General features: G+C 67.6%; 10 protein-coding genes. 5 read left to right on the top strand and 5 right to left on the bottom strand.

Features of this window, described 5'->3' with window-relative positions; translation table 11 throughout:
* Positions 1 to 156: 156 nt before the first annotated feature.
* The 3 genes from ASE75_RS03270 to ASE75_RS03260 all read right to left on the bottom strand — a co-directional run bounded on the left by ASE75_RS03270 (position 157) and on the right by ASE75_RS03260 (position 4,374).
* On the bottom strand, positions 157 to 1,821 hold the full coding sequence (locus ASE75_RS03270; protein ID WP_055928607.1) for a formate--tetrahydrofolate ligase: 1,665 nt from the start codon (positions 1,819 to 1,821) through the stop codon (positions 157 to 159).
* A 61-nt stretch (positions 1,822 to 1,882) separates the two neighbouring features.
* Positions 1,883 to 3,253 carry a cytochrome P450 gene (locus ASE75_RS03265; protein WP_055928604.1) on the bottom strand — a complete coding sequence of 457 codons (1,371 nt, stop codon included), beginning with the start codon at positions 3,251 to 3,253 and terminating at the stop codon, positions 1,883 to 1,885.
* The gene (locus tag ASE75_RS03260) at positions 3,250 to 4,374 is read right to left on the bottom strand and encodes a hypothetical protein (protein WP_055928601.1); all 1,125 of its coding nucleotides are present in this window, start codon (positions 4,372 to 4,374) and stop codon (positions 3,250 to 3,252) included. The genes ASE75_RS03265 and ASE75_RS03260 overlap by 4 nt, the downstream gene beginning before the upstream one ends.
* A 20-nt stretch (positions 4,375 to 4,394) precedes the next feature.
* On the opposite strand from ASE75_RS03260, the gene ASE75_RS03255 reads away from it, so the two are divergent.
* The 4 genes from ASE75_RS03255 to ASE75_RS03240 all read left to right on the top strand — a co-directional run bounded on the left by ASE75_RS03255 (position 4,395) and on the right by ASE75_RS03240 (position 8,609).
* Positions 4,395 to 4,700, top strand: a complete 306-nt coding sequence (locus ASE75_RS03255; protein ID WP_055928598.1) for a hypothetical protein — start codon at positions 4,395 to 4,397, stop codon at positions 4,698 to 4,700.
* Between the two features lie 94 nt (positions 4,701 to 4,794).
* Complete coding sequence (kdsA, locus tag ASE75_RS03250) at positions 4,795 to 5,655, top strand: 3-deoxy-8-phosphooctulonate synthase (RefSeq protein WP_200922298.1); 861 nt, start codon at positions 4,795 to 4,797, stop codon at positions 5,653 to 5,655.
* Positions 5,656 to 6,010: 355 nt separating this feature from the next.
* Positions 6,011 to 7,603 carry a M28 family metallopeptidase gene (locus ASE75_RS03245; RefSeq protein WP_055928594.1) on the top strand — a complete coding sequence of 531 codons (1,593 nt, stop codon included), beginning with the start codon at positions 6,011 to 6,013 and terminating at the stop codon, positions 7,601 to 7,603.
* Between the two features lie 169 nt (positions 7,604 to 7,772).
* Complete coding sequence (locus ASE75_RS03240; RefSeq protein WP_055928591.1) at positions 7,773 to 8,609, top strand: hypothetical protein; 837 nt, start codon at positions 7,773 to 7,775, stop codon at positions 8,607 to 8,609.
* On the opposite strand, the gene ASE75_RS03235 is transcribed toward ASE75_RS03240, so the two are convergent.
* Positions 8,519 to 9,442 carry a DMT family transporter gene (locus ASE75_RS03235; RefSeq protein WP_055928588.1) on the bottom strand — a complete coding sequence of 308 codons (924 nt, stop codon included), beginning with the start codon at positions 9,440 to 9,442 and terminating at the stop codon, positions 8,519 to 8,521. The genes ASE75_RS03240 and ASE75_RS03235 overlap by 91 nt on opposite strands.
* A complete protein-coding gene (locus tag ASE75_RS03230) occupies positions 9,439 to 10,440 on the bottom strand; it encodes a threonine aldolase family protein (protein ID WP_055928584.1) in 1,002 nt (333 codons plus the stop codon). Before ASE75_RS03230 ends, ASE75_RS03235 begins: the two co-directional genes overlap by 4 nt.
* Before the next feature lie 130 nt (positions 10,441 to 10,570).
* Between ASE75_RS03230 and fumC the strand changes: the two genes are divergently transcribed.
* Positions 10,571 to 11,962 carry a class II fumarate hydratase gene (fumC, locus tag ASE75_RS03225; RefSeq protein WP_055928581.1) on the top strand — a complete coding sequence of 464 codons (1,392 nt, stop codon included), beginning with the start codon at positions 10,571 to 10,573 and terminating at the stop codon, positions 11,960 to 11,962.
* Positions 11,963 to 12,042 lie beyond the last annotated feature (80 nt).

Below are 12,042 nucleotides of genomic sequence, written 5' to 3'. Positions count from 1 at the left end.
GTTTCTGCCCTTTGCCAAACGCGCCGCTCTGGGATTGATCCAGATGAGACACGAACGCTTCCCCATCATGTCGAGACCTCTCTCAGATAACGCTATCAGCGGCAAGGCCGATCGGCGACCCTGACCAAAATCCCGTAATCTTGTAGTATCTTTTCATCAGAACAGGCCGATAATTGCACCATTTTCGTCCAGGCGGATCTGTTCGGCGGCCGGGCGTCGCGGCAAACCGGGCATGGTCATGATCTCGCCGCAGATCGCGACGACGAAACCGGCACCCGCGGCCAGCCGTACCTCGCGCACCGGAACGACATGACCGGTCGGCGCGCCGAGCCGCGTGGGGTCGGTCGAAAAACTGTACTGCGTCTTGGCCAGGCACACGGGCAAATGGCCGAAGCCGGCCGCCTCGAACCGCGCGAGCTGGGACAGCACGGCGGGGTCGGCGACGGCGCGATCGGCACGGTAGATCCGGCGGGCAACGGTGTCGATCTTGTCGAACAGCGACAGCGCGTCGTCATACAGCGGCGCGAACTGCGCGGTGCCGGCATCGGCCATGTCGGCCACCGCCGCCGCCAGATCGAGCGCGCCGGCGCTGCCGTCGGCCCAGTGGCGGCAGAGAAAAGCGCGCGCGCCATGCGCGGTGACGGCGGCATCGACGGCGGCGATCTCGGCGTCGGTATCGGTACCGAAATGATTGATCGCGACGACGGCGGGCACCCCGAACTGGCGCAGGTTTTCCAGGTGTCGCACAAGGTTGACAGTGCCGCGCTGCACCGCCTCGACATTCTCGTGGCCCAGGTCCGACTTCGCAACGCCGCCGTTCATCTTCAGCGCGCGCACGGTGGCGACCAGCACGACGGCGTCGGGACGCAGGCCTGCCTGACGACACTTGATGTCGAAGAATTTTTCGGCACCCAGATCCGCGCCGAACCCCGCCTCGGTCACGACATAGTCGCCCAGCGACAGGGCCGCGCGCGTGGCGATCACCGAGTTGCAGCCATGCGCGATGTTGGCGAAGGGGCCGCCGTGCAACAGGGCCGGATTGCCCTCCAGCGTCTGGACGAGGTTTGGCTTGATCGCCTCGGCCAGCAGGACGGTCATCGCCCCGTCCGCCTTCAGGTCGCGGGCGGTGACGGCCACCCGGTCGCGGGTATAGCCGATGATGATCCGGCCAAGCCGTTCCTCCATATCGGCCAGATCGCGCGCCAGGCACAGGATTGCCATGACCTCCGACGCCACGGTGATGTCGAACCCGGATTCGCGCGGGAAGCCGTTGGCGACTCCGCCGACCGACTGCACCACCTGACGCAGCGCGCGGTCGTTCATGTCGATCACCCGCCGCCACACGATCCGGCGAACGTCGATGCCCAGCGAGTTGCCCCAGTGGATGTGATTGTCGATCATCGCCGCCAGCAGGTTGTGCGCCGCCGTGATGGCGTGGAAATCGCCGGTGAAATGGAGGTTGATATCCTCCATCGGCACGACCTGCGCGTGGCCGCCGCCGGTGGCGCCACCCTTCTGCCCGAAACAGGGACCAAGCGACGGTTCGCGCAGCGCCAGCACCGTGCGCCGGCCGATCCGGTTCAGCGCATCCGCCAGCCCGACCGAGGTCGTCGTCTTGCCTTCGCCCGCAGGCGTCGGGTTGATCGCGGTGACCAGGATCAGCTTGCCGTCGCGACCTGTGTTGGGGATGCGGGCCAAGTCCAGCTTGGCCTTGTGCCGGCCATAGGGTTCCACCGCGTCGTCGGGGATGCCGAGTCTGGCGGCGACGGCTGCGATCGGCAACAGGGGGGTGGCGCGGGCGATTTCAATGTCGGTCTGCATGGGCCACGCTGTTAGCGATGCGGGCAGGGCCGCACAAACGGTATGGCTGGCGGTATGGCGCTCAGTCGCGCGCGTGCAGCCGCAACCGGACGCCGTTGCCGGCGCGTAAGGTGAGCCGGCTGACCGGTTCGGGCACGTCGCCGGGGATCGCCGCAAGGTCGAACCGGCGGACGATGCCGGCGATCGTCAACAACGCCTCCTGCTGCGCGAAGCCCGCCCCGACGCACACGCGCGGCCCCTTGCCGAACGGCAGATAGGCGTGCTTGCAGGGGGCGGCCTGCGCCGGATCGTCGAAACGGTCGGGATCGAAGCCATGCGGTTCGGGGAAATTGTCGCGGTTGCGCTGGACCAGCCAAGGCGACACGACCAGCACCGCGCCCGCCTTCAGATCCTTGTCGCGCATCTGCACCGGGCAGGACACCGCGCGCACCAGGAAGCTGACCGGCGGGTAGAGGCGCAGCGTCTCGCGGAACACGTTGCGCGTCACGCCCAGCCCGCGCAGATGTTCGTGGGCCAGCGGCGCGTTGCCCGCCGCGGCCCGCATCTCGTCGCGAATCGCATCCTGCAACGCCGGATCGCGCGCGAGGAGGTACAGTGCCCAGGTCATCGAACTGGCCGCCGTCTCATGGCCGGCCAGGAAGATCGTCGATACCTGCTCCATGACCTGTGCTTGGGTAAAGGGTGCGCCGGTTTCGGGATGGCGCGCGTCGATCAGCGACTGGACGATGTCGTTGCCGCGCTCGCCCCGGTCGTGGGTGGCGGCATAGCGATCGGCGACGACGGGGGCGAAGACCGCGTGGATGCGTGCGGCGTCGCGGCGTGCCTTCCGACGATAGCCCAGTTGCGGGAGGCGGTAGAGCTTCAGCGTCTCGCCGCGCTGCGAATGTTTCTGATACGCCTCGAACGCGTCGAAGATCTCGGCGCTGCCGGCCTGGTCGAGCGTGACCGAGAACAATGTGCGGAAGATGATGTCGGCGGCGACATGCGTCATTAACGGGTCGATCGCCACCGGCTGGCCATGGTCCAGCGCGGACATGCGGCGGACGATGTCGTCGACCGCGTCGGCCATCAGCGGGAAAACGGTCTTCAGCGCGGTATGGCCGAACGCCGGATTGACCATCGCCCGCTGGTCGGCCCAGTCCTTGCCGTTGGCCGAGAACAGCGAATTGCCGATCAGCGGGTCGAGCATGTCCTGCAGGAAGCGGTGCTTGGGAAACTGGCCTGCTTCGGTTTCCAGGATGCGGCGGACCAGGGGCAGTTCGTTGGCGATGTAGAAGGTCTGCGCGGGCAGGTGGATCTCCCCCATCTTCATCGTGTAGCTCTTTTCGAACATCACGTGGATCCACGAGTTCCAGCCGCGCAGGAACCGCCGCAGCAGCGACGACTTCGCCGGGTGCGGATCGGGGAAGGGGGGGGTGAAGCGGACGGTCAAGGAATTGCCCGGAACGCGGCGACCGAGGCGTCGATGCCGTACGGCGCGGTCGTGATGCTGGGATAGTCGAGCGGGCTGATCCGGTCGGCGACCCGCAGATAGTCGAAATGCACGTCGTATTTGTTCGACCAGCCCGAATGATAGGTTTCGGGATCGTAGAACAGGTGGAAGCGTGGCGACAGCATGTCGAGCCGCGGGCGCCCCTTGCCCCCCACCAGCGATACCGTGTCGACATTGTGGAACGCCGCGCCATCGGGGGGCGAGCCGATGTCGACCCAGCGGAAATCGCCATCGCCCAGCGCGCGCAACTGGTCGCGAAAGCCGGTGGCGGTCTTGCGCGCGATGGCCAGCGGAATGCACTGGCCGAACGTCACCAGCGCGAAATGGGCCGGCATCGCGCCGCCGCGCGCGGCCAGCAGGCGGGTCATCAGCGGTACGGCCAGAATCGACCCGTTGCTGTGGGTGACGACCAGCACCTCGTCATAGTCCGCGTCGAGCGCGGCCCCGATCTCGTCGGCGAACCGGTCGAGCCGTTCGGCCATCGCCGGATCCGCCTCGTTGCTCTTTGGCCCCAGGTTGAAGATAAAGAAGCGCAGCAGCCACGGGGTATGCGCGCGCTTCAGGATCGGCGTGGCGATGGCGATGCCGACCCCCGCACCGATCACCAGTGCTGCCCACCACGGCAGCCAGATCAGCGCCAGCAGGAATGGCAGCAGGCCAAGGAGCAGCGGCAACAGGACCGATGCCAGCGGCGGGTAGAACATCGTGATGATCGGCCCCTTGGGCACCGATTTGCCGAGCGGCACGTCGATATGCCGTACCAGCCCGGCATAGGTCCGCACCGCGGCCAGCGCGAGCGCGAACGGATTGCGGATCCAGGCACGCTGGACCAGATCCTCCCAGCGCAGGAAGCTGTAGTCGGTCGCCACGTCGTCGGTGGCGTTGGCGACCGTCCAGTCGTGGCGGATCGGCGAGACGCGCCGCCGGTTCGATACCTCCACCGTCTTGCCGGTCCGCGCGACGAACCGGCCGACCGCCTCCTTGTACAGCGCGTAGTAGAAGCGGACGCCGCGCGGGTCGAAACCGCCGACATAGAGGACTTTGCGCTTGAACGTGGCCACGGCTGCTGTCTACTTCCCTGATGCCCGACGATGCGCCACCACCGGTCCGCGATTACTGTTACTTGCTCGATTCGGCGAAGTACAATCGCAACCGGGGCTGCCAGCTGCACGACAATGCCTATGGTATCGCCGGCGGCGGCGGCGAGCGCGACCGATGGCGCTATGATTTCGTCCTGTACAACCGGATGAAGGCGAATGGCGATCCGATGGCGATCCCGACGCTGCTCGGCTGCCTCGTGTTCGGCTGGTTCTTCTTCAATTATCACCCCGGGCGCTGGTTGTGGCGCGGGCAGCTGCTCCGCCGGTTCGTGAAGGCGGGGCACTGACGGGTGCGGCCGACCGCCGGTAAGGAACAGGATTTGCGACGGCCGCCGTGCACAGGTATGAAGCGACAAACCCATTGAACGGACGGATCCGATGATGAACACCGCCACTACCCTGTCGAAGCCGGTCAAGGTCGGCAACGTCACCTTCGGCAACGACCTGCCGTTCGTGTTCATTTCGGGGCCCTGCCAGATCGAGAGCCGCGACCATGCCTTCATGATCGCCGACGCGCTGAAGACCGAAACCGACAAGGCCGGCATCCCGCTGATCTTCAAGGCATCGTACGACAAGGCGAACCGTACCTCGCTCGGCGGCCAGCGCGGCCTTGGCATCGACGAGGGCCTGCGGATCCTCGCCGATGTGCGCGAGCAGTTCGACTGCCCGGTGCTGACCGATATTCACGACATCGAACAGGCGCGGATCGCCGCCAAGATCGTCGACATCATCCAGATCCCGGCCTTCCTGTGCCGTCAGACCGACCTGCTGATCGCCGCCGGAGAGACGGGCGCGGTCATCAACGTCAAGAAGGGGCAGTTCCTGGCACCCGACGACATGAAGAACGTTGCGTCCAAGATCGCCTCGACCGGCAACGAGCGCATCCTGCTGTGCGACCGGGGCACGTCGTTCGGCTACAACACGCTTATCTCCGACTTCCGTGGCCTGTCGACGATGGCCGACACCGGCTATCCGGTCGTGTTCGACGCGACCCATTCGGTGCAGGAGCCGGGCGGCCGTGGCGGTTCGTCGGGCGGCAAGCGCGTGTTCGCGCCGTCGCTGGCGCGCGCGGCGATGGCCGTCGGTGTCGCTGCCGTGTTCGCCGAGGCGCATGACGATCCCGACAACGCGCCGTCGGACGGCCCGAACATGCTGCCGCTGGAGTGGCTGCCGCAGGTGCTGGCCGACATGAAGGCGATCGACGATATCGCCAAGGCTCGTCCAGCTGCCGCCTATTACTGAACGCGGCTGAGTGCCGGCTCTGGCTGGCGGACAGATGCAGGGGGCGGGAGCGACGGGCGTCGCTCCCGCCTTTTTGCTGTGCGGGCGTTTCGCTGGCCTGCACCGATTGTACCGCCGCCCGTCGCTGTGATAGATTCCGGCAACACTATAAAAACCGGGAGTTTCGATGCTTCGTACGATCTGTGCCGTCAGCCTGCTGGCCCTTTCCACCGCCACGCTGGCCCAGACGGGGACGACACCCGGAACGGTCCCGGCCCCGGTGCCCGTGCCGCCGGCTCCGGCCCCGACCCCGGCGTCCTCCGCGCAGTCGACGCCGGCCCCCGCCGCTGCGGAACCGGTATCCACGGCACCAGCCATGACCAATGCCGAACTGAACGCGAAGCTCACCGCCCCGCTGCCGGCCGATCAGGCGGCGATGAAGGCGCATGTCCTGTTCCTGGCCTCCGACGCGATGCGCGGGCGCGAGGCGGGCAGCGGCGAATATGACATTGCCGCGCAATATGTCGCGTCGCAATTCTACGCCGCCGGCCTGAAGCCGATGGGCGACGACGGCGGCTATCTGCAGAAGGTGCCGCTGGTCAGCTACAAGGCGGCAGACAAGGGCAATTTTGTCTGGACCGCGCGCGGCGGACAGCCGCAGCCGCTGGTGTTCGGCACCGATTTCGTGCCAGCCGCCAACGCCGCGAAAATCGAGACCGCCGTGACCGCGCCCGTCGTCTTCGTCGGCTGGGGCATCGACGCGCCACAGTACAAGCAGGACGATTACAAGGGCGTCGACGTGCGCGGCAAGATCGTCGCCTATTTCGGCGGTGCGCCTGCGCGCTTCGGTGGCGAGGAGCGCGCGTTCTTCGGATCGGGCGGCACCAAGGCGCGGACGGCGGCGGCCAAGGGCGCGGTCGGCGTGATCGCGATCGAGTCGCCACGCACCGCCACTGCCCGTCCCTTCGCGCGGATGGCGCAATTCTATGACGCGCCGCGCATCACCTGGGCCAGGCCGGACGGCACCGGCAAGGTCGACGCGCCGACCGCGCCGTCGCTGGGCACGATCAGCGTGGCGGGTATGGAAAAGCTGTTTGCCGGGGCGAGGACGTCCTGGGCCAGCGTCGCCAGGGCGTCGATGAACGAAAACGCGGTTTACAAGGCGGTGCAACTGCCCGGCACGCTGGCGGTCGCGACGAAGACCGAGCTGAAACCGGCCATGAGCAGCAACGTCGTCGGCATGATCCCGGGCAGCGATCCCGTCATCGGGTCCGAGGTCGTCGTGCTGTCCGCGCATCTCGATCATATCGGCGTCGGTCGCCCGGTGAAGGGCGACGCGATCAACAATGGCGCGCTCGACAACGCGATCGGCATCGCCAGCCTGATCGAGGAGGCCAAGCGGTTCAAAACCGGCGGGGCTGCGCCGAAGCGCAGCGTGCTGTTCCTGGCGGTGACGGCGGAGGAAAAGGGGCTGATCGGCAGCGACTATTTCTCGAACAACCCGACCGTGCCGTTGAAGGACATCGTCGCCGACGTGAACCTCGACATGCCGATCCTGACCTATGCGTTCCAGGACATGGTCGTGTTCGGCGCGGAGCGGTCGTCGCTGGGACCGATCGTGCGCGAGGCGGTCGCCGCGATCGGCGTCGGCCTCTCGCCCGACCCGATGCCCGAGCAGGGGATCTTCGTGCGCTCCGACCATTTCCGCTTCGTGCAAAAGGGCATCCCCTCGGTCTTCCTGTGGCCGGGCCAGAAGGGTGACGGCAAGGCGGCGGTCGAGCTGTTCATGTCGACGCATTACCACCAGCCGTCGGACGATCTGAAGCAGCCGATCCTGTGGGACCAGGGCGTCCGCTTCGTCGACGCCAACTACCGCATCGCCCGCGGCATCGCCGACGCAGCCCAGCGGCCGGTGTGGAACAAGGGCGACTATTTCGGGACGCTGTACAACGGCCCGATGGCGAAGTGAGGTAGGGGGCACCCGCCTACCGCCCTGGCCTCACGCTCCCCGGCGAAGGCCGGGGTCCAACTGGGTAGGCGTCGGTTGGCGCGTGCTACCTTTCGCTACGGCAGCCCGGCAACCGGACCCCGGCCTTCGCCGGGGAACGAGAAGGGCCGGGGAACGAGAAGGATAGCGCATGAGCCGCCTGTTGATCTTCGGCCTCGGCTACACCGCCGGCGTCCTCGCCGCCCGCCTGCGAGGCGAGGGATGGCAGGTTACCGGCACGACCCGCGACGGTCGTGACGGCACGCTGCGCTTTGGTGACCGGGATGCGGTGCTGGCCGAGATGGCGGCGGCGACCCACATCCTGTCGTCGGTCCCGCCGGTGGACGATGTCGACCCGGTGCTGGTCGCCTATGGCAGCGTGATCGCGCGCAGTCGGGCATGGATCGGCTATCTCTCGTCGACCGGCGTCTATGGCGACGCTGGCGGTGCCTGGGTCGATGAAACCGCCCCCATCGCCGGTCGCCGGCCGGCGCGCAATGCGGCCGATCGCGACTGGCTGGCGATCGGCGCGCGGGTGTTTCGTCTGCCGGGCATCTACGGCTCCGGCCGTTCCCCGCTGGACCGGGCGCTGGACGGCAGGGCGCACCGCGTCGACCTGCCCGGACAGGTGTTCAGCCGCGCGCATGTCGATGACATCGCGGCCGGCGTGATCGCGGGATTCGACGGCCCGGCGGGCGCGTATAATCTGGCCGACGACTTTCCCTGCAGCCAGAATCTGGTGGCCGAACATGCCGCGATGCTGCTCGGCATCGCCCCGCCGCCTTTGGTGGCCGTGGACGACCTGTCGCCGATGGGTCGCGGTTTCTATGCCGAGAACCGCCGCGTCGCCAACGGCAAGGCCAGGCGCGTGCTCGGCTGGACCCCGCTGTATCCCGACTACCGCGCCGGCCTGCGTGCCCTCAGCGCGATGACCAGTCCGACGCCCGCCAGTGCCGCCCCGGCACCCGCCAGCGCCGACCAGCGATAGCCCTCGAACAGGGTGGACAGCAGCATCGCGATGACCGGCACGATGACGCTGCTATAGGCCGCCTTGGCCGGGCCGATGACGCGCAGAACCTGGAAATACAGCGTGAACGCGATCGCCGAGGCGAACACGCCCAGATACAGGATGCCGGCGATATAGGCCGGCCGCGTCTCGAACACCGGAGCACCGGTCAGCGCATAGGCAAGCGCGGCGTCCATCACCGCGCCGATCAGCATCGACACCGCCAGCATCGCCCCCATCGGATAGCGCTTGGCGGTCTGCGTCCCCTGCATCACATTGGCGCTGGAGGCGGACAGGATCGCGCACAAGGTGATGCCGATGCCCAGCAGGACGGTCTGCGTGCCCGCCGCCGCGGTCCGCGCCTCGTGCACGAACAACAGGGTGACGCCGGCCATCGCCACCGCCGACCCGACCAACAGCTGTCGTCCCATCCGCTGACCAAGGAAGAGTCGCGCGAGGATCGCGTTCGGCACCAGCAGCAAGGCGAAGACCACCGCGACCAGCCCGGAGGTGATATACTGTTCGGCGCGGTAGACGAAATTGAAGTTCAGGCAGAATTGGGTCAGCGCCAGCGCGGCGGCAAAGCTCCAGCCGCGCGCGTCGAGGCGGAACGACTGGCGCTTGACCAGCGCATAGACCGCCATCGTGATCCCGCCGACGAGGAACCGGTAGCTGACCGACCAGCTTGGCGGGACGACGCCCAGCTGGTCGCGGATCACCAGCCACGTCGACCCCCAGATCAGCGTGACGATGCCGAACGGGATGAGGATCGCGACGCGCGAGGAATTGGGGGGAGGAATGGGATTCGCCTTCACAACGCCGCGATCGCATCGGCCAGCGGCCGGATCTGGTCCGCGCGCTGGTCCCACGATACGACCAGCCGGACCTCGCCCGCGGCCCAGTCGTAGAAGTCGAACCCCTTCGCGCGCAACGCCGCCGCCTCCGCCGGGGTGGCGCGCAGGAACACCTCGTTCGCCTCGACCGGGTGGACCAGCCGGTCGCCGGCCGCCGCCGCCAGGATCGCCGCGCCGTCGTTGGCGGCGCGCGCGGTGTCCAGCCACAGATCATCCTCCAGCATCGCCAGCAGCTGCGCGGCCAGATACCGCCCCTTGGAAAGCAGCAGCCCGGCGCGCTTGCGGCGGTACAGCGTTGTCGCGGCCAGTTCGGTGTCGAAGAACACCAGTGCCTCCGCGCTCATGCCGCCGTTCTTGACGAAGCCGAAGCTGAGGATGTCGACGCCCGCGCGCCACGTCAGGTCGGCAACGCTCGCCCCGGTCCGTACCACCGCATTGGCGAAGCGCGCGCCGTCCATGTGGAAGCCCAGCCCGCGCGACCGTGCCAGCGACCCGATCGCCGCGACCTGATCGGGGGTGTAGACCGCGCCATATTCGGTGGCGTTGGTGATCGAGATCGCGTGCGGCTGCACCCGGTGGACGTCGTTGGCGATGGCGTCGATGACGGTCGCGATCGCGTCGGGCGACAGCTTGGCCGCTGTCCCGTCCGCCAGCATCAGCTTGGCCCCGTGGGTGTAGAACTCAGGCGCGCCGCCCTCGTCATTCTGAATATGCGCGTCGCGGTGGCACACCACGCCGCCATGCGGAGGGCAGAGCGCGGCCAGCGCCAGCGCGTTGGCGGCGGTCCCGGTCGGCACCCACAATACCCGCACCGGCGTTTCGAACAGATCGGAGAACCGACCGTCCAGGTTGCGGCTCAGCGCATCGCCGTCATAGGCGGTGTCGAGCGTGTCGGCGGCGGCCATCGCGGCCAGAACCTTCGGGTGCACGGCGGCGGCGTTGTCGGAGAAAAAGCGCATGGCTTACGCTGTTGCGGACGGGGGCGGGGGCGTCAACCGGGACGGAACACCGGCCGTCCGGAAAACAGGCACGTGTCCTTGCTCCCACCGATCGGCGACCGCACATAGCCGCCAGAAGGAGCCTTGCGCGATGACAGACACCCGAACCGAAACCGACTCGATCGGCGCCATCGCGGTGCCAGCGCACGCCTATTGGGGCGCGCAGACCCAGCGCAGCATCGCAAATTTCCCGTTCGGCGCGCGCGAACGGATGCCGATCGAGATCGTCCATGCGCTGGCGCTGGTGAAGCAGGCGGCGGCGCGGGTGAACCGGGCGCATGGCCTGTCCGCCGAAAAGGCCGAGGCGATCGAGGCGGCGGCGGCGGAAATCGTCGCGGGCGATCATGACGACCAGTTTCCGCTCGTCATCTGGCAGACCGGCAGCGGCACCCAGTCGAACATGAACGTGAACGAGGTGATTGCCGGCCGCGCGAACGAAATGCTGACCGGCACGCGCGGCGGCAAGACGCCCGTCCACCCGAACGACGACGTCAACATGAGTCAGTCGTCGAACGACAGCTTCCCGACCGCGTTGCACGTCGCCGCCGCCCGCGCCGCGACCGGCCGGCTGTTTCCCGCGCTTGACCGGCTGCACGACGCGATCGAGGCGAAGGCGGAAAGTTGGGACGACATCGTCAAGATCGGCCGGACGCATATGCAGGACGCGACCCCGCTGACGCTGGGGCAGGAGTTTTCGGGCTATGCGCACCAGCTATACCGGTGCCGCCACCGGCTGACCCCGGCGATCGTCCACGGGATGTGCCAGCTGGCGCAAGGCGGCACGGCGGTCGGCACCGGTTTGAACGCGCCGGCGGGCTTTGCCGAGGCAATCGCCGGCGAGCTTGGGCGGTTGTGCGAACTGCCCTTCTACACCGCCGAGAACAAGTTCGAGGCGCTGGCGTCGAACGATCCGCTTGTCCATCTGTCGTCGACGCTGAACACGCTGGCGGTCGCGCTGACCAAGATCGCCAATGATATCCGCCTGCTCGGGTCCGGCCCGCGCTGCGGCTTTGGCGAACTCGACCTGCCGGCCAACGAACCGGGCAGCTCGATCATGCCGGGCAAGGTCAACCCGACCCAGTGCGAAATGCTGACGATGGTGGCGGGTCAGGTAATGGGCAATCACGTCGCGGTGACCGTCGGGGGTATGCAGGGGCATCTGGAACTGAACGTGTTCAAGCCGCTGATCGGCGCGAACGTGCTGCGCTCGATCGACCTGCTGGCGACCGCCATGGAGGGTTTCGCGGAACGCTGCATCGACGGGCTGGAGCCGAACCGCGAGCGGATCGCCGACCTGCTCGACCGGTCGCTGATGCTGGTGACCGCGCTTGCGCCCGAGATCGGGTATGACAATGCCGCGAAGATCGCCAAGCAGGCGCTGGCCGACGGCACGACGCTGCGCGCGGCGGGCTTGGCGCTCGGGCTGGTCGATGCGGAGACCTTCGACCGGCTGGTGCGACCGGAGGCGATGTTGGGAAGATAGGGTTGGGAAGATAGGTCCGAATCGGTCGCCTGCTCGCCGGGCCGATGGAACTTCGGGGCTGATGCGCGGTTCATCCCGGC

This window comes from Sphingomonas sp. Leaf17 (genome assembly GCF_001421505.1).
GTDB lineage: Bacteria > Pseudomonadota > Alphaproteobacteria > Sphingomonadales > Sphingomonadaceae > Sphingomonas.
The sequence above is the reverse complement of the archived record's forward strand: the minus strand, read 5'-3'. Positions and strand labels throughout refer to the sequence as shown.